This window comes from Clostridioides sp. ES-W-0018-02 (assembly GCF_020658175.1).
Classification (GTDB): domain Bacteria; phylum Bacillota; class Clostridia; order Peptostreptococcales; family Peptostreptococcaceae; genus Clostridioides.
This window is the reverse complement of sequence record NZ_JACVVY010000011.1, coordinates 48448-70429: the sequence shown is the minus strand read 5'-3', so window position 1 is coordinate 70429 and position 21982 is coordinate 48448. Positions and strand designations below refer to the sequence as shown.

Annotated in this window: 15 protein-coding genes, 1 rRNA gene, 1 pseudogene and 1 riboswitch; of the genes and pseudogenes, 13 read left to right on the top strand and 4 right to left on the bottom strand. The window is 28.4% G+C overall.

Going from position 1 to position 21982, the window contains the following annotated elements; translation table 11 throughout:
• Position 1 precedes the first annotated feature (1 nt).
• From rrf to IC219_RS18010, 12 genes are all read left to right on the top strand, one after another.
• Positions 2-118 (top strand): 5S ribosomal RNA (gene rrf / locus IC219_RS18065).
• 191 nt (positions 119-309) lie between these two features.
• Positions 310-918, top strand: coding sequence for a DedA family protein (locus tag IC219_RS18060; RefSeq protein ID WP_227483401.1), 609 nt, complete (start codon positions 310-312; stop codon positions 916-918).
• A 142-nt stretch (positions 919-1060) separates the two neighbouring features.
• Positions 1061-1990, top strand: coding sequence for an AAA family ATPase (locus tag IC219_RS18055; RefSeq protein ID WP_227435535.1), 930 nt, complete (start codon positions 1061-1063; stop codon positions 1988-1990).
• 13 nt (positions 1991-2003) lie between these two features.
• Positions 2004-3779, top strand: coding sequence for a nitric oxide reductase activation-like protein (locus IC219_RS18050; RefSeq protein WP_227483399.1), 1776 nt, complete (start codon positions 2004-2006; stop codon positions 3777-3779).
• A gap of 137 nt (positions 3780-3916) precedes the next feature.
• Positions 3917-4110: riboswitch (cobalamin riboswitch) on the top strand.
• A gap of 184 nt (positions 4111-4294) precedes the next feature.
• Positions 4295-5047 carry an energy-coupling factor ABC transporter permease gene (locus IC219_RS18045; protein WP_227435530.1) on the top strand — a complete coding sequence of 251 codons (753 nt, stop codon included), beginning with the start codon at positions 4295-4297 and terminating at the stop codon, positions 5045-5047.
• Positions 5037-5321, top strand: a complete 285-nt coding sequence (locus tag IC219_RS18040) for an energy-coupling factor ABC transporter substrate-binding protein (protein ID WP_227435527.1) — start codon at positions 5037-5039, stop codon at positions 5319-5321. Before IC219_RS18045 ends, IC219_RS18040 begins: the two co-directional genes overlap by 11 nt.
• 2 nt (positions 5322-5323) lie before the next feature.
• Positions 5324-6022 carry a cobalt ECF transporter T component CbiQ gene (gene cbiQ, locus IC219_RS18035; RefSeq protein WP_227831701.1) on the top strand — a complete coding sequence of 233 codons (699 nt, stop codon included), beginning with the start codon at positions 5324-5326 and terminating at the stop codon, positions 6020-6022.
• Positions 6015-6836: an energy-coupling factor ABC transporter ATP-binding protein gene (locus IC219_RS18030; protein WP_227435523.1), complete on the top strand. Its 822-nt coding sequence runs from the start codon at positions 6015-6017 to the stop codon at positions 6834-6836. The genes cbiQ and IC219_RS18030 overlap by 8 nt, the downstream gene beginning before the upstream one ends.
• A gap of 249 nt (positions 6837-7085) precedes the next feature.
• Entirely contained in the window at positions 7086-9350 is a 2265-nt protein-coding gene (locus IC219_RS18025) for a DUF3553 domain-containing protein (protein ID WP_227435521.1), read from the top strand.
• 16 nt (positions 9351-9366) lie between these two features.
• On the top strand, positions 9367-10665 hold the full coding sequence (locus tag IC219_RS18020) for a M18 family aminopeptidase (RefSeq protein WP_227831700.1): 1299 nt from the start codon (positions 9367-9369) through the stop codon (positions 10663-10665).
• 30 nt (positions 10666-10695) lie between these two features.
• On the top strand, positions 10696-11448 hold the full coding sequence (locus IC219_RS18015; protein ID WP_227435517.1) for a patatin-like phospholipase family protein: 753 nt from the start codon (positions 10696-10698) through the stop codon (positions 11446-11448).
• 64 nt (positions 11449-11512) lie between these two features.
• The gene (locus IC219_RS18010) at positions 11513-12037 is read left to right on the top strand and encodes a peptidylprolyl isomerase (protein ID WP_227825090.1); all 525 of its coding nucleotides are present in this window, start codon (positions 11513-11515) and stop codon (positions 12035-12037) included.
• A 761-nt stretch (positions 12038-12798) separates the two neighbouring features.
• On the opposite strand, the gene IC219_RS18005 is transcribed toward IC219_RS18010, so the two are convergent.
• Positions 12799-14397: a putative manganese-dependent inorganic diphosphatase gene (locus IC219_RS18005; protein ID WP_227435512.1), complete on the bottom strand. Its 1599-nt coding sequence runs from the start codon at positions 14395-14397 to the stop codon at positions 12799-12801.
• An 854-nt stretch (positions 14398-15251) separates the two neighbouring features.
• On the opposite strand from IC219_RS18005, the gene adhE reads away from it, so the two are divergent.
• Positions 15252-17894, top strand: a complete 2643-nt coding sequence (adhE, locus tag IC219_RS18000) for a bifunctional acetaldehyde-CoA/alcohol dehydrogenase (protein WP_227831699.1) — start codon at positions 15252-15254, stop codon at positions 17892-17894.
• Positions 17895-18293: 399 nt separating this feature from the next.
• Here the strand turns inward: adhE and IC219_RS17995 are convergent, their stop codons facing one another.
• The 3 genes and pseudogenes from IC219_RS17995 to IC219_RS17980 all read right to left on the bottom strand — a co-directional run bounded on the left by IC219_RS17995 (position 18294) and on the right by IC219_RS17980 (position 21933).
• On the bottom strand, positions 18294-18635 hold the full coding sequence (locus IC219_RS17995) for a hypothetical protein (RefSeq protein ID WP_227435502.1): 342 nt from the start codon (positions 18633-18635) through the stop codon (positions 18294-18296).
• Between the two features lie 39 nt (positions 18636-18674).
• Positions 18675-19337 (bottom strand): ABC transporter ATP-binding protein, encoded by a 663-nt coding sequence (locus tag IC219_RS17990; RefSeq protein ID WP_227435499.1) that lies wholly within the window; start codon positions 19335-19337, stop codon positions 18675-18677.
• Positions 19338-19348: 11 nt separating this feature from the next.
• Positions 19349-21933: pseudogene (locus tag IC219_RS17980) on the bottom strand (ABC transporter permease).
• Positions 21934-21982: the final 49 nt, after the last annotated feature.

Here is a 21982-nt window from a genome sequence, read left to right as displayed (position 1 = left end):
ATGTGGTTACAATAGCAGAGAGGATACACCTGTTCCCATTCCGAACACAGAAGTTAAGCTCTCTAGCGCTGATGGTACTTGGTGGGAAACTGCCTGGGAGAGTAGGACGTAGCCACGTAATTTTTTTATTTTTTGTTGTCAAGTTTCTTATTTTCAAATTTCTTATTAAAAAAACATAAGTCTGTTATAAATGCTTTATATAAACACATATAATATTTTAAAGAGTTTTTTATAAATTAATTCTTATAATGTAGGATGTGAGGTTTTATAGGTATGTACTTTTAAATAAGAAAGGAGATAGATAAGTGGGTGTCTGTAATCAATAGTTTTATTTTACAATATGGATTAATATCTGTATTTGTATTAATTATGATTGAGTATGCTTGTTTTCCATTACCTAGTGAAGTAGTTTTGCCACTTTGTGGTGCTATTGCAGCAAGAAATCATTTTGGTTTTCTAACTATTTTAATTTTAAGTATAGTTGCAGGTATACTTGGTTCAATATTTTGTTATACAATAGGTAATTGGGGAGGAAAATCTATCATAAATAAGATAGTAGAGATATGTCCAAAGGCAAAAAAGGGAATTTTTACATCACAAGATTATTTTAACAAATACTCTTCTATTTCTGTTTGTGTATGTAGATTAATTCCTCTATGTAGAACATACATATCTTTTATAGCAGGTATTGCAGGTCAGAATATTATAACTTTTATTGTATCCTCTATTGTGGGTATCACCATATGGAATACTTCGTTAATTAGTATTGGGTATATTTTTTCAGAGAGTTGGGTAAAAATAATGTCACATTATAATGATTATAAATTTATGGTTCTAATTATACCAATAGCTATAATTATTGTTGGTTTTGCTATTAAGTCACATATACATAAAAAACACAATAGAATAAGATTATAAAAATATATATGGACAGCCCTTTCTGTAGAATACAGAAAGGGCTGTTATTAATTTATAAAATTAATTTTAGGCTATATCCTTTTGTGCTAAAATGGTGTTAAGAAATAAAACAAATACTATTTTATATAAAAGGGGTAAGGATATGGATATAATAGATAACTTAAGGATACAAGGGGTAGATGAGAAACTTATTGAAGATGTATTGTATTTCAGAAATTATTATAGCTTAGAAAAAGATTTAGAATACAGAGTAACAAAATCTAAAACTTATTTTTATGGTAAAGAGATATTATCTATGTGTATAACAGCTATTTTAGAAGAAGAAAATATTTTATTGTCAGGGCCAAAGGCAACAGGGAAAAATTTACTTGCTGATAATTTAGGCGAGATATTTAATAGACCCCAATGGAATACCTCGTTTCATATAAATACAGATAGTTCAACACTTATAGGTACAGATACATTTATAGATAATGAAGTTAAACTTAGAAGGGGCTCAGTTTATGAGTGTGCTGTTAATGGAGGATTTGGAATATTTGATGAAATTAATATGGCAAAAAATGATGCCATAGTTGTAGTTCATTCAGCCTTAGATTATCGTCGAGTGATTGATGTACCAGGTTATGAGAGAGTTAATCTGCACCCAGCAACAAGATTTATTGGAACTATGAATTATGAGTATGCGGGAACAAAGGAACTTAATGAAGCTCTAGTTTCTAGGTTTATGGTAATAGATATTCCTCCTGTAGAAGAGGAGAAGTTAATGATGATTTTGAAAAATGAATTTTCAGATGCTGATGAAGAAAAATTAGCACAATTTGCAGGGATATTTTTAGATTTACAATTAAAATCTCAAAATGGTGAAATATCTAGTAAAGCTATTGATTTAAGAGGTCTTATGGCATCTCTTAAAACTATAAGAAGAGGATTAAAGCCAACTCTTGCAATTAATATGGGGCTTACAGGAAAGACTTTTGATATATATGAAAAAGAAATGGTTGGAGATGTAATTAAAACAAGAATACCTAATAAATGGGAGAGTGCAGATATATTTCCAATAAGTCATATTTAATATAGGTGAGATTATGAAATGGATATATGATGATTATGAATTTGAAAATAGAGCAAATAACTTATCTTGGACAATAGCTGGTGATTATAACGAAAGTATAGATATATCAGAAAAAGATTATTCTTCAAAGGAAATAGGTCTATACTTTGCAATAATTGCAGGAGCTAGAAGAAAATATGTAGACTGGGATATAGTTAAAAAATACCTCACAAATAGAATACGAAAAGGATATGATAAGGATGTTATATTAGGTCTAATTCAAGTTATACTAAATACAATTGTTGAAGAAAAAGCTATTAAAGATAGACCTGGAATAGAAGATATTAGAAAAAGAGCATATAAAGATATTGTTTCACGTTTTACCAAGATATACAATAACAATATGATGGACAAGATTAAATATGCATTTGTACTTTATAGCATGGATAAACATCCAGCATTAGATAGTATAACTAAAAGAATAGTAAATGATATAAGGCTTATAGATACAAATCAGGATATTATGGAGATTTTAAAGGCATTAGATGTTATATATTTAACTTATTTTGAATATATATTGAATAGTGAAGAAAATAATTCTACATATGATGAAAACAATGTAAAAAATGTTGAAGTAAACTTTGATACGTTTGCTGATTTTATGTATGAAGAACTATATAGCGATGAAGATGAAAATATCGTTGAAAGTGATATAGATTCAATCTCCTCATCAATGCTTATAGAGGGAGTAGGAGACTTTGACAATTCTCAAGCTAACAATTCAGCAGATAGAGTTATATATGTTGATGAAGAGACTGTAAATAAAATATACACTAAAATAGAACATTACTATGGGAAAACTTATTTAAGTAAGGGTGAAATTAAAAAGCTTGAAACACAAAATTGTAGAAACGTACATGAAGGATGTAGAATTCACTTCACAGATGGTGTTCTTAGAAGTGAATGTAATAATGTTTTTCAGCTAAAATATGTGACAAGACAAAAAGAAAATAATTTAGGCAAATTTAGAGAACATGCTAGGATGTATAGACAACAAATAAAGCGATTAAAAGAAAGCCTTTCTAGGATTTTAGTAGAAGAAAATGCTAAAAATAGAGTATATTCTGATTGTGGTACTATATTAGCAAATAGAGCCTGGAGAGTTGGAAGGAGTAATAATAATAAAATATTTTATAAAGATATAGAAAATGAAAAAGGAAAATATGTTATTGATATATTGTTGGATGCAAGTGGTTCTCAAAGTAGAAACCAAGGAAATGTAGCAATTCAAGCTTACATAATTGCAAATGCTTTGACAGAAGTTGGAATACCAAATAGAGTTATGGGTTTTTCTAGTTTCTTAGATTATACGATATTAAAAAGATTTAAGGATTATGATGACAGTATTAAAAATAGTGAAAACATCTTTGAATACTTCTGCGCTGGTAACAATAGAGATGGTTTAGCTATAAAATCTATATGTAGTGGTTTGATAAATAGAGATGAAGAAAATAAAATTTTGATAGTCCTTAGTGATGGAAGACCAAATGATGTAAAGATAGGAAAAAACAGTGAGAGAACTTTAAGAGGTGAAAAAGCTTATAGAGGTGTTGTTGGTTTAAGAGATACAGCTAATGAAGTAAGAAAAGCTAGGAAACAAAATATATTAGTATTAGGAGTATTTACAGGCAAAGAATCAGAACTTGAAGCTGAAAGATTAATCTATGGAAATGATTTTATATATTCAAGAGATATAACTAGATTTTCTGATGTAGTTTCAATGTATTTAAAGAAAATAATTAGGAATTAATAGATTTATAAAAAAGAATTTATATACATAAAAATATAAAAATGAATAAAATTTGTAAAAAATGTAGAAATTTTCACAGAAAAGGTATACAATGATTTATATAGAAAATGAATTAAAAATAAAGTAATATTAAAAATTAAATATATAATATTATAGGTTCTTTAAGCAAGATTAATAGGGAAGAAGGTTAAATTCCTTTACAGCCCCCGCTACTGTGATGCAGACGAAACTTTTGTTAGCCACTATGATAATATGTTTTTATATTTCATGGGAAGGAAGAGGAGTAGGATGAAGCTAAGTCAGGAGACCTGCCTAAAATATTAAAGTGATTTCTTCGGGGATGGAGAAAGTTTCTTATAATAATTATACAGATATGTTTATTTTATGTGTTTGTATTTAGATTGTCGAAAATTAGAAGCCTAGCCATCGAGTTAGGCTTTTTTATTTTGCTATAATGAAGGATACATGTATTATTCATATTTTAATTATTAGAAAGGGAGAGAGGGGATACTCAAATGAAACAAAATATCAAATTAGGGGTTATAGCTGCACTTATGTTAATAATTTTAACTCCAGTTACATCAAATGCAATGCATATAATGGAAGGTTACTTACCAGTAAAATGGTCTATAGCATGGGGAGTTATATTTATACCATTTTTCTTAGTGGGATTAAAATCAATAGGTAAAATAGTAAAGCAAGACCCTAAGAAGAAAGTTTTATTAGCTCTATGTGGAGCATTTGTCTTTGTATTATCAGCATTAAAAATACCTTCAGTAACAGGAAGTTGTTCACATCCTACTGGAGTAGGTCTTGGAGCAATAATGTTTGGACCAAGTGTAATGTTTGTTCTTGGAACTATAGTTTTAATATTCCAAGCATTATTACTAGCACATGGTGGAATAACTACTTTAGGAGCTAATGCTTTTTCAATGGCTATAATAGGGCCAATTATATCATTTTTAATATTTAAAGCATTAAAGAAAAAGGATGGAAATAATGCTATACCAGTATTTCTTGCAGCAGCAATAGGAGACTTAGCCACATATACAATAACTTCAATACAATTAGCACTGGCTTTTCCAGACCCATCTGGTGGAGTGATGGCTTCAGCAATTAAATTCTTAGGAATTTTCTTTATGACTCAAATACCAATAGCAATAGCAGAAGGTATCCTTACTGTAATTGTATATAATTTAATTACAGAAAATGGAGAAAAAAGCATACTAGAAAATAATGATAAAGGAGTTAAAGCTAATGAGTGCTAAAACAAAAACAAAAACTAACATATTATTACTTTTATTAGTAGTAGCTCTTATTATATTCCCATTACTTGTAAATTCAGGTGCTGAATATGGAGGAGCAGATGGTCAAGCTGAAAGTGAAATTACTAAGATAAATCCAAATTATGAGCCTTGGTTTAGTAGCCCATATGAGCCACCAAGTGGAGAAATAGAGAGTTTATTATTCTCTGCACAAGCAGCTTTAGGTGCAGGTGTAATAGGATACATATTAGGTATTCAAAAAGGAAAGAGAAGTTAATTATGCTTATAATTGATAAATATGCATATACAAATAGATTGAGTAAAGTAAATCCAAATAAAAAAGTAGCCATAGGAGCAATTTTTCTAATTGCTTCTATGGTAATAAAAAATGTATTTATCTTAAGTGGAATTATGATTTTAATGAGTATTTTAGTTGTTTTTGTAGCAGGGATAGATTTAAAAAATTATTTGAAATTACTTCAAATACCAATGTATTTTTTATTTCTTAGTATAGGTATAACTCTTGTAAATATATCTTTTAATAAAGTAGATTTACTATATAGTTTTCAATTTTTTAGTTTTTATATAGGAATATCAAAGGCATCTATTGACATGTCTATTCATGTGTTATTTAGAGCTATGTCTTGTTTAACTTGTGTGTATTTTTGTATACTTACAACACCTTTTAATCAGTTAATATTTTTCTTCAAAAAATTGCATTTACCAGACACCTTTGTTGAATTATCAATGTTAATATATAGATTTATATTTATATTTTTAGAAGAATTTTCAGAGATATATAAATCACAAGAACTAAGATTTGGGTACATAAATTTAAAAACTTCATATAAATCTTTAGGGATTCTTGGAAGTATGCTGTACAAAAGGCTTATGACAAGGTATGATGATATGTGTATATCATTAGACATAAAATTGTATGATGGTAAATTTCACATAGTAGGGGATAATGATGTTTAAAATAAATAATTTAACATATCAATATGAAAAAAATGCTAGTGCATTATTGAACATTAATATGGATTTCTCAAAGGGAAATGTTATAGGTATAATAGGCTCAAATGGTTCAGGAAAGTCAACTTTATTTATGAATTTAATGGGAATATTAAAGCCTACATCTGGAGAAATACTTTTCAAAGAAGAAAAGTTAAAGTATGATAAGAAGAGTTTGTATAATCTTAGAAAGAATGTAGGGATTGTTTTTCAAGACCCAGAAAAACAAATATTTTACTCAAAAGTATATGATGATATAGCATTTGCGATGAGAAACATTGGGATGGATGAAAAAATTATTAAAGAGAGAATAAACAAAGCTTTGATAGCTGTTAATGGAATAGATTTTATAGATAGACCAGTACACTTCTTAAGTTATGGTCAGAAAAAAAGAGTAGCAATTGCATCAGTTATAGCAATGGAAAATGAAATTATATTGCTTGATGAACCTACAGCTGGATTAGACCCAGTAAGTACTAGGTCTATTGTAGATATAATAAAGGGATTAGATAAAAATAATATAAAAATAGTAATATCCAGTCATGATATGAATTTAATGTATGAAATATGCGATTATATATATGTACTGGATAAGGGGATTTTAATTGATGAAGGAAATGCAGAAAGTGTATTTGTAAATGAGAACAATATTATACAAGCTGGATTAGAATCTCCATGGTTAGTAAAGGTACATAAAAATATGAATTTACCTTTATTTAAGAAAGAAGAAGATTTGTATAAGTACTGGAAAGAAAGAGACTTAGTACAAATAAATAATTAAGCCCTAAACCTATTTTAAAAAAATAGATTTATATATAATAACCCTTAACCTAGACCCCTTAAAGGTGCCTTATGATTCCCCAAATCATAAGGTTATTTTTTTTATAGATATAAAAATAAATTTTATAAGTAAGTGTTATCTAATTGTTAAAATTTGACAATAATCTATTAATATAATACATAATTATAATTTGAAGTAATTCATATTTTAGATTAAAATATATTTATGGCTGTTAACAGGAGGAGAAATATGAATTTAGATACATTAAATCCTGCTCAAAGAGAAGCAGTAGAAAAAACTGAGGGTCCAGTACTTATATTAGCTGGTGCTGGCTCAGGTAAAACTAAGGTACTAACAACAAGAATAGCATACCTTATGGAAGATAAAGGTGTACAAGCACCTAGTATATTAGCTATAACATTTACAAATAAAGCTGCAAATGAAATGAGAGAAAGAGTCGAACAAAATATAGGTTCGGAAACTAAGGAAATGTGGATAAGTACATTCCATTCTTGTTGTGTTCGTATACTTAGAAAAGATATAAATAAAATTGGTTACAATAGAAGTTTTGTAATTTATGATGCTGCAGACCAAGTAACCTTAGTCAAAGATTGCCTTAAAGAATTAAATTTAAGTGATAAAGTATTTGAACCAAAGGCCGTTATAAGTGCTATTTCAGGAGCAAAAGATAAGCTTTATACGCCAAAGCAGTTTAAAGATATGAATATGTCGGATAATAGAATGGTTAAAATTGCAGATATTTATGCATTATATCAAGACCGTTTAAAGAGAAATAGTGCACTTGATTTTGACGATTTAATACTTAAAACTGTAGAACTTTTTAAGGCTAATGATGAAGTATTAGCTTATTACAGAAGTAGATTTAGATACATAATGGTAGATGAGTATCAGGATACGAGTAAAGCTCAATATGAGCTAATAAAATTATTAGCTAGAGAACATCAAAATATCTGTGTTGTTGGAGATGATGACCAAAGTATTTATGGATGGAGAGGCGCAGATATAAGAAATATACTTGAATTTGAGAAAGATTATGATAATGTACATGTTGTGAAACTAGAACAAAATTATAGATCAACACAAGTAATATTAGATGCAGCTAACAAAGTTATATCAAATAACATAGAAAGAAAAAGAAAGAAACTTTGGAGTGAAAAGAAAGAAGGAGAACTTATAAAGATACAACTAACTGGTAGTGAAATAGAAGAAGCTGATTTTATAGCTGACTCAATTGCACAAATAGCTAGAAAAGAGAATAGACCATACAAAGATTTTGCAGTACTTTATAGAGCAAATGCACAAGCAAGACCTGTAGAAGACGCTTTAAACAGAAGTCAAATACCATATAATATATATGGTGGTACAAAGTTTTATGAGAGAAAAGAAATAAAGGACTTAGTAGCGTATTTAAGAGTTATTCAAAATCCACAGGATGACATATCTATAAAAAGAATTATAAACGTTCCTAGAAGAGGTATAGGGCTTAGAACTATAGAAAAAATTGAAGATAGAGCCAATTTGAAACAAGAGAGTATATATTCAGTTTTAATTGATATAGAAACAAACTCCGATATATCTACAAAAGCTAGAGCAAGTATAAGTGGATTTGTTGATATTATAGGTACACTTAGAACTATAAAAGAAGTCTATCCTGTTAGTAAGTTAATAGAAAAAGTTTTAGATACTACAGGATATATGGATGAACTTGTAGATATAAAAAATAAAAATGAAAAAGATTTAACTGGTAAAGGTGAAGAAGCTCAAGATAGAATTGATAATTTAAGAGAATTTATATCTATAGCACTAGAGTTTGAAAGTAGTAGTGATGACACTTATGAAAATAAAGATTTAGAGACATTTTTAACTAGTATAGCACTTACATCCGAATCTAATGATGAAGAGGACAATGATAGAGTTTCTCTTATGACAATTCATACATCTAAAGGATTGGAGTTTCCAGTTGTATTTTTAACAGGGATGGAAGAAGGACTATTTCCTATATCAAGAGCTATAAAGTCTCTGAGTGAATCTCAAATAGAAGAAGAAAGAAGGCTTTGTTATGTTGGTATAACTAGAGCTAAAGAAGAGCTATACATGTCACTAACTGAAAAAAGAACGCTATATGGTAAAACAAATGTTGCAATAGCTTCAAGATTTATGGAAGAGTTACCAGAAGAATGTATAGAAAGATTGTACAAAATGAAAAAAGAATTAAGTTATTCTAAAGCAAGTTATAATATGTTAGATAAATATACTAAAAAGTATATGAATACTATAAGTAAATCTAAAGTTGCAGATAATGTTAATGCTACAATAAAAGATTCAAATAAAGAGACTAATCCAGAAGACATAAAGCTTGGTTCTAAAGTACATCATCCTAAATTTGGGGTTGGAACAGTCGTGTCTATAACTGGAACAGATGTTACTATAGCCTTTGATAAGCAAGGAATTAAAAAAATAAATAAAGAATATACAACACTAGATATTTTATAATGGAGGAAAATTAGGAATGGATAGTATAAGCTTTGCTAAAAATTTAATAGATTTCATATACGATAGCCCATCATCTTTTCACGCAGTTGATAGTGCTAAAGAAGTTTTAGATAAAAATGGATTTGAAGAGTTAGCTTTAAATAAGAAATGGAATCTAAGAGTAGGTGGAAAATACTACGTGACTAAAAATTTATCTGCTATAGTAGCTTTTGTAGTTAACTCAGATAATATAGAAGAAGGTGGATTTAGAATAATAGGTTCTCATTCAGATTCTCCTACATTTAGTATTAAGCCAAATGCAGAAATAGAAGCTGAGAAAGCTTATTTGAAGCTGAATACAGAATGTTATGGAGGAGCAATATTAAGTACATGGTTAGATAGACCACTTGGTATAGCTGGAAGAGTAGTCTTAAAAGGAGATAGTGTACTTAAGCCAAAGGAAAAACTTATCGACTTTAAAAAACCAATTTGCATAATACCAAATCTAGCTATACATTTGAATAGAAGTATAAATGATGGTCATTCATATAATAAGCAAAAAGATATGTTACCTCTAGTTGGATTATTAAACGATACATTAGAAAAAGATAACTTTCTTTTAAAACAAATATCATCTAATTTAAATGTAAAAGTGGAAGATATAATAGACTTTGATTTGTTCTTATATGAATTTGAAAAAGGAAGTTTAATAGGGGCTAATGAGGAATTTATATCTATTGGAAGACAAGATAATCTTGCAATGGTACATGCTAGTTTAAATGCTTTAGTTGATGCTAAAGGACAAAGTGGTGTAAATGTAATGGCTGTATTTGACAATGAAGAAGTTGGAAGTTCTACTAAACAAGGTGCAGATTCAAATATGCTATTAAATATATTGGAGAGAATATGTTTATCAATAGGGAAACATAGAGAAGGATTTTTTGAGGCTATTTATTCGTCTTTCATGATATCATCAGATTTAGCTCATGCTATTCATCCAAATACTCCAGAAAAACATGACCCAACCAATAAACCAGTTATGGGAAAAGGGCCTGTTATAAAGATAAATGCAAGTCAAGCATATACAAGTGATGGATATTCTATAGCTGTTTACAAAAATATATGTGAGGAAGCTAATGTCGAGTATCAAGAATTTGTAAATAGGTCAGATGAGAGGGGTGGAAGTACTATAGGTCCAATATCCTCTACTCACGTAGATATACCATCTGTGGATGTAGGAAGTCCAATTTTAGCAATGCATTCTATAAGGGAATTAGGTAATGTTGAAGACCATTATAGTATATATAAAACATTTAGTAAGTTTTTTGAAATATAAATATAAGATAAACAATTTGGAGATGAAACTATGAAACTAGGACTATGCTTAGAAGGTGGAGGAGCAAAGGGAGCTTACCAAGCAGGGGTAGTTAACGCTTTGTATGATAATGGAATAAATCATTTTTATTCAATTTCAGGAACATCAATAGGAGCAATAAATGGATATTATTTATACACAGGTAATGTTGATAACTTGAAAAAAATGTGGACAAATATAAAAGATATCCAGAACGGAAATGTGAAAATAGTAAATAATACTGTGGATAATTCTCCAGCTATAGATAATCTGAGAGAACTAGATAGTAGTAAAATAGAGAAAATGAACTTCTATGTTAACTATGTAGAAGTTAATAATAAGGTAGTATCAGAAAAGGTTGTAAATGTGTCAAAAATGCCTAAAGACGAAGCAATTTTAAGCATTTCATATAGTGGATTGTTACCATCAAATCCAAATGCTACTCTTGGATTTAAAGAACAATTCATGAAGGATGTGCAAGATGGTATTTATGATGGTTTTAAATTGGATGGAGGTCTAATTAGGAGTGCGTTAATTGAGCCTTTAATTGTGGATAATGTGGATAAAATTATTCTGATATCCACAAAGTATAATTATGATTTACCAGATGACATCAAAAAAATATATAATGAAGATAAAATAATAGTAGTTAGACCTAACACTCAATTTGCACCTAAAGATACTCTTAACTTTGATGATGAGTTTTGTAAAACTATATATCAAGAAGGATATGAAATAGGAAAAAATATACTTGCTAGAGTTTAATTTAGAGTATAATATAATAAATGTAATTGTGTAATTTAATTAATAAAAAGGAAGGTAATAAGTCATGGAAAATAAAAATCCTATAGTAACTATAGTAATGGAAAATGGAAAAGAAATAAAAATTGAGTTGTACCCAAATATAGCACCAAATACAGTTAAAAATTTTGTATCATTAGTAGATGATGGATATTATAATGGAATAACATTTCATAGAGTAATACCAGGATTTATGATACAAGGTGGATGCCCAAATGGTACTGGAATGGGTGGTCCAGGACATTCTATAAAAGGTGAATTTAGTGGAAATGGATTTACTAACAATTTAAAGCATGAAAGAGGCGTTATATCAATGGCTAGAACTATGGCACCTAATTCAGCTGGTTCTCAATTTTTTATAATGCATAAAAATTCACCACATTTAGATGGTCAATATGCAGGTTTTGGTAGAGTTATAGAAGGTATGGATACAGTTGATGAAATAGCATCAGTTAAAACAGGAGCAGCGGACAAGCCACAGACTCCGCAAGTTATGAAAGCTGTAACTGTAGAAACTTTTGGAGTAGATTACTCAGACGTTGAAAAAAACTAGGACACAGATAAAAGAAAAAATATATACAACTTAAAGATAAAGTGAGATGTTATTATATTTTCTAGAGAATATAATAACATCTCACTTTTTAATTTATTCTATTATACTTTGTTTTACTGAAATTTAATTATCTATTAAATTTTTATTATACTAAATAACTCCAGTAATCTTATCAGAACATCATCTTAAAGTATTATAGAAAAATAATTATATTAAATTATTTATGATTAAGTTTTTAATATATAATATATTAAAATAAATATAGAAGATAGATGGAAAACATTTATTTTAACATTTTTTAAAGCTATTTTAGCGATTTTATTTAAGAAAAGAAAGTTATTTGTATATTTTTATTTAAGAAAAAACATTATAATGGTAATATATTCTATTTACAATTTCATAACTTTGGTTTACAATAATAGAGACAATAAATCCTAAAGAACATAATAAGAAAAAAGTGCTTAATATTTGAGAGAGACTGGTTTAGTTTACACCAGCTAAACCAGTCAAGGAATAATTTAAAGTGTAATATATAATAATAAGAAAAAAATACACTATTAGAGTTTTCTAATAGTGTATTTTTTTATGGAATTTAATATTGTTATAAAAGAATTTCAAACAGTAAATTTTTAAGTGACATATTGTAACTAAGTATGTACTTTAACAAAGACATTAAATATATTGAAAGGTTTAATAAAAATATAAAAAACTGTTTCAAATTTAAATTTGAAACAGTTTTTGTATTGTTTAAAGATTTTATATTATTTAAAATTTTTAATTGCAGTAGTTAAGTTAGGTACTAATTGTTTCTTTCTAGATACAACACCTGGAGCAAATGTTCCTTGAACTCCTTCAATACCAAATGCATCAGCAATTAATCTATCTTCTGCTTTGTAAATTAAATAAGAACCTTCTTTTATTATATCTGTAACTGCAAGAACTAATTTGTCATAATCAGTTGAATTTATATAAGATAAAAATTCATCCTTCTTAGCAAATATAGAGTCTGTGTCTAAAGTAAATACTTGTCCTATACCAACTCTATGTCCACTCATGTTAAACTCTTTAAAGTCCATATTTACTATTTGTTCTATAGTAAACTCATCTAAAGAAGTACCACATTTAAACATATCCATAGCATATTTTTCCATGTCTACTTTTGCTATTTTACTTAATTCTTCACAAGCTTTCTTATCCATATCAGTAGTTGTTGGAGATTTAAATAATAATGTATCAGATAATATAGCAGATAAAAGAAGACCAGCTATTTCATAAGGTATCTCAACATTATTTTCTTTATACATTTGATAAATTATAGTACTATTGCATCCAACAGGCATAACTCTAAAAGACATAGGAACATCAGTAGAAATACCACCAAGTTTATGATGGTCAACTATTTCAACTATATTTGCTTGTTCAATTCCATCAGCACTTTGAGCATATTCATTATGGTCAACTAAAACAACATTCTTTTTAGATGGATTTAATAGATGCCCTTTTGAAATTAATCCTAAAAACTTATTGTCATCATCTAATATAGGATAAGATCTAAAATTTGTTTCTAACATAATTTCTTTTATTTCATCCATATAGTCATCTTCTTTAAATGTAATCAAATTATCTGTGGCTTCTATAGAATCTAAGAAACTACATTGATTTATGACATTAGAAGTTTTGTAGTTGTCACTTTCAACAGAAACAACAGACACTCCATTTATTTTAGCAAGAGCTAGTAAGTCTTTTGAAATTTTTGTATGATTAGTAAGTATTAAAAGCTTAACTTTTGTATCAATTGCGTATTCAATACTATCATATCTATCGCCAACAATAGCTATATCCCCTTCTTTTAAAGTCTCTATCAGGGTTTCCATACCAAATGATAAAGTAACAACTCTACCTTTTACATCTTCACCACAATCTACAAGGATATTACCATTAAGGTTTTTGCAGATATTTGATAGTGATGTGTGTATAGTTGTAAAATGTTGATGAAGAAGGTTTTTAGCTATTTCTTTCATGGTAATAATACCAGCAAAAGTTCCATCCTCATAAGTTACAGGTAATGTTTTAACATTTTTTTCATCCATAAGATTATAGGCTTCTAATATAGAAGAAGTTGGAGTTAAAGGTACTACCTTATCATAATTTAAATCTCTAACTTGTATTCTAACGTTATCTAAGATTTCAGGTGCATCTACCTTAAAGTAATCTAAGGCGTATTTAGCTTCCTTTCTGATGTCTCCTAAAGCATAAGCTGTTGCTTCTATCCCTAATTTGTTTTTTAAATGTGCTAATGAAATTGCAGAACATATTGAATCTGTATCTGGATTTTTATGTCCGAAAACTAATAAACTCATTTTAATACTCCTTTCAAAACCTGAATATAATAACTGATAAAAATATTATATCAAAAGGTAGTAAGTATTTGTTGTAAAAGAAAAAATTTAATGAAAAAATATTATAGGAAATTTTATCTCTTATATAAGTACTACAAATTTAATATAAAATTTTTTATGATATCTACTTTTACCCAATTAAATTAATTTTTATTCACAATTAATTGATTGGATATACCTGAGAAAAAATTAATTAATATGATAATAAACTAAGAATTTATAAATAATTTTGTGCTGTAAAATTTTTTGTATACATATTGTAAGTAAAAAATTAACGAGGTTGATATAAAAATTGTTTATCTACATGAAAAATATTATTTTAAGATATTGACTTAAAAATAACTTATAGAAACTAAAATATTTTTAATTTATATATTTTTAAAAATTACATAGTCATTATCAAAAGAAAAAATGCATATAAATCAAAAATAAGTGTTATTTTATGAAAATATGACAAAAATATTATGTCTTACTTGTAAAAATAACATATAAAATTTAATAAATAAAAAAAGTGAAAGATATAAATTATCATTTTAGTAGTTTATTTAGTCAAAGTAAATTATTCAAATGAAATATATCTTATTTAAATAAAAAAATTTAATAAAAGTAAAAAAAATAATATATTTGTTAAAAAATAAATTGACAAAATATTCAGAAAAAAACTTCTTGACCTAAGGGCATAAAATAAATAAAATCTAAAGTATAGATATGAAATCTATAAAATTATTTTAAGTATAGGTTAAAAATATAATAGATGATGCATTTAAGATTTATAAAAATAGGAGATGCATAATTATTTAGGGAGGTTTTTAGTTATGGAGAAAAAAGAAAAGGTTGTAGAAACAGTAGCTGTTGAAGTATGTAGCCCTGAGATTGTCAATAGTGTTGAGACATTAAGAATGAGGCTAGAGGAAATTAGATTAGCACAAAAAGAATTTGCAACATTTACACAAGAGCAAGTAGATAAAATTTTCTTAGCTGCTTCAACTGCAGCAAATCAACAAAGAATTCCCCTAGCAAAAATGGCAGTTGAAGAGACTGGTATGGGTATTGTTGAAGATAAAGTTATAAAAAACCATTTCGCTTCAGAGTATATCTATAATGCTTATAAAGACACTAAAACTTGTGGTGTTATAGAAAAAGATGAGGCATTTGGATTTACAAAGATTGCTGAACCAGTAGGTGTATTATCAGCAGTTATACCAACAACTAACCCTACATCAACTGCAATATTCAAGTCCCTAATAGCACTAAAAACTAGAAATGGTATAATTTTCTCCCCTCATCCAAGAGCTAAAAACTGTACTATAGAAGCGGCTAGAGTTGTACATGATGCAGCAGTTAAGGCAGGAGCACCAAAAGGTCTTATAGGTTGGGTAGATGTGCCTTCAATTGAATTGACTAATGTTGTTATGGCAGAAGCAGATCTTATATTAGCTACTGGCGGACCTGGAATGGTTAAATCTGCATATTCTTCAGGTAAACCAGCTGTTGGAGTTGGACCTGGAAATGTACCAGCAATAATAGATGAGAGTGCAGATATAAAAATGGCTGTAAGTTCAATATTAGTATCAAAATCATTTGATAATGGTATGATATGTGCTTCTGAGCAAGCAGTAATAGTACCAGAAAAAATATATGAAGAAGTTAAAAAAGAATTTAAATATCGTGGAGCACATTTCTTAAATAAAGAAGAAACAGAAAAGGTAGGTAAAGTAGTAATAATTGATGGAACTTTAAATGCTAAAATAGTTGGACAACCAGCTCATGTAATAGCAAAAATGGCAGATGTAGAAGTGCCAAAAACAGCTAGGATAATAATTGGCGAAGTTGAATCTGTTGAAGTAGAGGAACCTTTTGCACATGAAAAACTTTCTCCTGTCCTTGCAATGTACAAGTCTAAGAGTTTTGAAGATGCAGTTGCTAAGGCTGAAAAATTAGTTGCTGATGGTGGGTATGGTCATACTTCATCATTGTATGCAGACTCTATCAATCAACCAGAGAGAGTAGAGAAGTTTGTAAATGCTATGAAGACTTGTAGAGTATTAGTTAATACTCCATCATCACAAGGTGGTATAGGTGATTTATATAACTTTAAATTAGCTCCATCTCTTACTCTTGGTTGCGGTTCTTGGGGTGGAAACTCAGTATCAGAAAACGTAGGAGTTAAGCATTTACTTAATATCAAGACAGTAGCTGAAAGGAGAGAGAATATGCTTTGGTTTAGAGCCCCACAAAAAGTTTATTTCAAAAAAGGATGTTTAGGTGTAGCAGCAAGAGAATTTAAAGATGTCATGAATAAAAAGAAAGCTTTTATAGTAACAGACTCTTTCCTTTACAATAATGGTTATACTAAAAAACTAACTGATTTATTGGATGAAATGGGAATTAAGCATACTACATTCTTTGATGTTGCTCCAGACCCAACACTAGCTTGTGCAAGAGAAGGGGCTAAGGCTATGTCCGATTTCCAACCAGACTTAATAATATCTGTAGGTGGAGGTAGTGCAATGGATGCTGGTAAGATAATGTGGGTAATGTATGAGCATCCAGAAGTAGATTTCCAAGATTTAGCAATGAGATTTATGGATATAAGAAAAAGAGTATATGCATTCCCTAAGATGGGTGAAAAAGCATACTTTGCAGCTATTCCTACTTCAGCAGGAACTGGTTCAGAAGTAACTCCATTTGCAGTTATAACTGACCAAGATTCAGGTGTAAAATATCCATTAGCAGATTATGAATTAATGCCAAATATGGCTATAATTGATGCAGATATGATGATGGAAATGCCACCAAGATTAACAGCAGCGTCAGGTGTTGATGCATTAACACATGCACTAGAGGCATATGTATCTATGTTAAGAACTGAACCAGCTGATGGACTAGCACTTCAAGCAGGCAAAATAATATTTGAATATTTACCTCGTGCATATAAAAATGGAAAGACTGATAAAGTAGCAAGAGAAAAAATGGCAATGGCATCTACTATGGCTGGTATGGCTTTTGCAAATGCTTTCTTAGGAATTTGCCACTCTATGGCACATAAACTTGGTGCATTCCACCATGTTCAACACGGTGTTGCAAATGCATTGTTAATAAATGAAGTAATTAAGTTCAATTGTGCAGAGGCTCCAAATAAGATGGGCGCATTTTCACAATACAGACACCCTGATTGTATACAAAGATATGCTGAATTTGCTTCTTTCGCAGGAATTAAAGGAAATACAGACCAAGAAAAAGTGGATAATCTTATAAAAGCAATAGATGAATTAAAGGCAAGAGTGGGTCTTCCTAAGACTATAAAAGAGGCAGGAGTAGATGAAGCTAAATTCTTAGAGGGATTGGATGCTATGGTTGAACAAGCATTTGATGACCAATGTACAGGTGCAAATCCTAGATATCCATTGATGAGTGAATTAAAAGAGATATATTTAAAAGTTTATTATGGTAAATAATATTTCTTTTAGAATATTAATTCTATTAGACTTGAATATAAGTTATTAGACTTGAATATAAGTTATTAGACTTGTATATAAATTATTAGATTTGCATATAAATAGAGTTTTATTAGAGCTATATATAAATATTTGTTAATGATAGATTATAACTTAAAACCTAAATAAAAATGATAAAAGATAAGAAAATTTATATTGATTTTGAATATGTATATTTAATCAATTAACTTTAAAATTAGTCACAAAATTTTTTTATTACATATAATTTTAAAGTATAATATATAAAAAACTTTATGAAAAAATTATAAAAATATTCAGAAAATTCTATTGACTAATCTATTTATCATGATATAATAGGTATAGAAAACAAAAAAACTGGGGCCTATTAAGGCCCCCTTATTACTTTTTGATAGATTTATTTAGAATAACTTTCTCATTTTGATTTTTTATATTTATGACAGAGTCGTTGTAATCTACCTCGAAGTTAGCAAAGGCAGAAAATAAATCTATATCTCTTAACAAATGAATTGTCATACATTGCTTGTTCTTATTTAATCTTAGAATTAATGCTCTTACAAATGGAAATTGGATTCTAGAATTAAATAAGTTAGAACCATCAGTATCTATATCTAAGCTACGATAATTAATATCTATAAATACATCTACATCATCGTTTTCTTCTCTTATTATTCTATAGTCAAAATCCAAGTCTAAATTTAAATTACCTAAAACCAATAACATTTAAATCCTCTTTTCTATAAGTAGTTTTAGAGTATTAGTTTAACTAAGCTCTCCATCTATTATAGATATAATTCTATCTGCTTTTCTAGCAATATTTTCATTATGTGTTATTATTATAAGAGTTTGGTTATATTTTTTTATAGAACTTTTTAGTAAATCCATGACTTCTTCCGTAGTTTTACTATCCAAATTTCCTGTTGGTTCATCTGCTAGGATTATACTTGGTTTTGCAGATAAAGCGCGTGCAATAGCAACCCTTTGTTGTTGACCACCAGATAATTGATTTGGAAGATGATTTTTCCTCTCACTAAGACCCAATAAATTTATAATGTCTTCGATATATTCTTCATCGACTTTTTTATTGTCTAACTTTAGTGGTAATTCTATATTTTCTTTTACATTTAATACTGGAATTAGGTTATACTGTTGAAAGACAAATCCTACTTTTTGTCTTCTATATTTTGCTAATCTTTTATCTGAAAGGCAACATATATCTTTACCATCGACTTTTATAGTTCCACTACTTGGTCTCTCAAGACCGCCTACTAAATGTAGAAATGTGCTTTTTCCACTTCCACTTGGACCAATTATCGCAACAAATTCACCCTTATTTATTTTTAAATTTGCATCCTTTAGTGCATGTACAGCTGTTTCCTTTTTTCCATAAATCTTACCTAAGTTAAGAATCTCTAATATAGGCATAATTAATCCTCCTATTCTGTAATGTTTATAGCTTCAACTATACTAATTTTATTTATTTTCCTTAATGGAATATATGTAGCTAGAATACCTACAATTATGTTTGCTAAAACAACTAGGATATATATTTTGTAATCTATTGAAAATCCCAAGCCATACGATACAAAATTACAAGTGTAATACATTCTAAATTGTATTATAAGACTTACCACAATAGTAATTACACTTGAGAGTGCTCCATATAATATTCCTTCATAGAGTATCATATTTTTAAATCCTCTCTCAGAGATACCAATAGCTCTTAACATTCCAAATTCGCTAGTTCTTGAAGTTAAGTTATAACTTATATTATTTATTATGTTAAGTACACTAATTATAAACATTACTGCTACTATTCCATAAGCATAAATCAGAGCTCTAGCTGTCATCTTATCAGAGTTTTCTTTTTCCACTGACATATTTACTACTGTAGTTCCAGGAGATTCACTTCCTATTTTACCTAAGAGTGTATCTATTTTTTTTATGTTTGCATTTTCATTAATATCTACATAAACTGTATTATATTTATCTACTCCAGTTAATTTTTTTAGATATTCGCTACTTGTTATTACATCTACACCAAAATCTCCAGAATACATATTATTATCACAAAAGGATAACTTACAATAGCTCCAACTTTAAACTCATATTCTAGATATTCATAATTATCTTTTTGTCCTTCATAAAGTTCTGTATCTATTTCACCTTTTGGATATTTGATTTTTATAGTATCTCCTACTTTTGTATTTACAACAGGCGTTCCTGTGCCAGGAATATAATTATGATTGAATTTATTTGTTTTAGAAATTTGTGGGACATATAATATAGCTAGATTTTCCTTTTTCATTTTATCCAGATTTATGCTTCCATGCACTAGATATTTTTCTAATGAATTTATCATCTCGTCGTTGTAACCTCTTAACCTTTGTCTCATCGTATATTTGCCAGTAGTATTATCTTTTATTAATAGGGGATAGTCCTTATAATAAGGAGTTGAATTCACCATTTTGTAGTGATCTAATCTATTTATTTTATACAAGTCTATTCTTGTATTTAAAATGCTGGCAGTTTTGACTTTGTCAATTCCATCTATGTTTTTAATTTTGTCTATCTGATTATCATTAAGACCTTTTATATCCTTGAAAGAATTAGCTTTATAGTTTCCATTTAGCTTGAATAAATAATTTGTTAGAATAAAATCTGCATTCATATATGTTCTTTCTTGACCATCTTTATTTTGTATATCTGAAAAAGAATATTTATAATTTTCCTTTATGACCATTATACCTCCTAGAGTCATAGATAATATAATTATAATGAATCCTTTTTTATTCCTAAAGATATTCTTAGCAGATATAGATTTTGTTACTGATATATTTAAAGTTAATTTTGATATCAAAGAATTGACCTTATTTATATTTTTATCAGTTCCAAAAGTTTTTCTTATAGCGTCAATAGGAGAAATTCTTCTTATCTTTAAATATGTAAAGAAACTTATAATGAGTATTGTCAGTATTATACATCCAATTGATAAAAGGATTATTTTATCTGGGATAACAAAAGGAGTAACTGTTACATTTCCTTCAAATTGAATATTTCCTGCAGTCCTATTAAATATTTGTGCACCACCAATACCTACACATATACCTATAGGTATTGCTATTAAGGCAAGTATGAAAAGTTCATAAAACATAAGCTTGAAAATCTTAAAGTTAGTGGCGCCAATAGCTCTTAAGATACCATATTCCTGTATTCTTTGGTATATTGATATAACATAGATACTATATATTACAATACCAGAAAATAGGCTCATAGCAATTGCAGTGTATTTATTTGAGTTATCTAAAGTGCCATTTTCCATAGTAGCTTCTATAAGCATTTTGTTTTTTCCAACACTATTCTTATCCAACATAGTAGCTTTTACTATATTATCTATATTTGTATTTATATCACTACCCTCATTAAATTCAATATATGTGTAAGAAAACTTATCCAACTTTGATTCATTGAGATTCAAAAAAATTTCGCACATACCTTGTTTTTTCTGAATAGGTCTATCTTCAAGTATTCCGACAACTTTAAATGTCTCTGGTTTTTCTTTTTGATATAATTTAAACGTAAGGTTTTGATTTATTTCTGGTTTTAGACCCATACTATTTAAAACCCATTTTTCTACTACCACCTCATTGTTAGCTTTTGGAAGGTGACCTTTTATAAGTTTAGATTGATTAGTTAAGTAATTTTTATTTGCATATTCTAAGTTTATAGGTAATTTTTCATTAGGATCTGTATAGCCATAGTGAGATGTTATACCTAAATTTTTAATATCTTTGCTAGACTTTATGTATTCTAATTGATTTTTATTTATATCCTTAAAGTATACATGGTCAGTTCCAAGGTCTTTTTTAAAGCTATCTACATCTGCTTGCTGAGAACTTCTTGAGAGGGTACCAATACCGACAATGAGTGATGTGGCAAGAATTATACTCACAGCAATTGCTAAAGACCTAGCTTTATAACTTTTTATATACCTTAGTACTATTTTCAAATTATCTTTCATGTTTACCACCTTCCTTTCTTAACTAAATCAATTATATATTTATCTAAAA

What these genes read in the sequence shown, in the direction of transcription:
- IC219_RS18055 (WP_227435535.1), top strand. Translation starts at nt 1,061, where the DNA reads ATGGATATAATAGATAACTTAAGGATACAAGGGGTAGATGAGAAACTT.
- IC219_RS18050 (WP_227483399.1), top strand. Translation starts at nt 2,004, where the DNA reads ATGAAATGGATATATGATGATTATGAATTTGAAAATAGAGCAAATAAC.
- IC219_RS18045 (WP_227435530.1), top strand. Translation starts at nt 4,295, where the DNA reads ATGAAACAAAATATCAAATTAGGGGTTATAGCTGCACTTATGTTAATA.
- IC219_RS18040 (WP_227435527.1), top strand. Translation starts at nt 5,037, where the DNA reads ATGAGTGCTAAAACAAAAACAAAAACTAACATATTATTACTTTTATTA.
- cbiQ (WP_227831701.1), top strand. Translation starts at nt 5,324, where the DNA reads ATGCTTATAATTGATAAATATGCATATACAAATAGATTGAGTAAAGTA.
- IC219_RS18030 (WP_227435523.1), top strand. Translation starts at nt 6,015, where the DNA reads ATGTTTAAAATAAATAATTTAACATATCAATATGAAAAAAATGCTAGT.
- IC219_RS18025 (WP_227435521.1), top strand. Translation starts at nt 7,086, where the DNA reads ATGAATTTAGATACATTAAATCCTGCTCAAAGAGAAGCAGTAGAAAAA.
- IC219_RS18020 (WP_227831700.1), top strand. Translation starts at nt 9,367, where the DNA reads ATGGATAGTATAAGCTTTGCTAAAAATTTAATAGATTTCATATACGAT.
- IC219_RS18015 (WP_227435517.1), top strand. Translation starts at nt 10,696, where the DNA reads ATGAAACTAGGACTATGCTTAGAAGGTGGAGGAGCAAAGGGAGCTTAC.
- IC219_RS18010 (WP_227825090.1), top strand. Translation starts at nt 11,513, where the DNA reads ATGGAAAATAAAAATCCTATAGTAACTATAGTAATGGAAAATGGAAAA.
- IC219_RS18005 (WP_227435512.1), bottom strand. Translation starts at nt 14,397, where the DNA reads ATGAGTTTATTAGTTTTCGGACATAAAAATCCAGATACAGATTCAATA.
- adhE (WP_227831699.1), top strand. Translation starts at nt 15,252, where the DNA reads ATGGAGAAAAAAGAAAAGGTTGTAGAAACAGTAGCTGTTGAAGTATGT.
- IC219_RS17995 (WP_227435502.1), bottom strand. Translation starts at nt 18,635, where the DNA reads ATGTTATTGGTTTTAGGTAATTTAAATTTAGACTTGGATTTTGACTAT.
- IC219_RS17990 (WP_227435499.1), bottom strand. Translation starts at nt 19,337, where the DNA reads ATGCCTATATTAGAGATTCTTAACTTAGGTAAGATTTATGGAAAAAAG.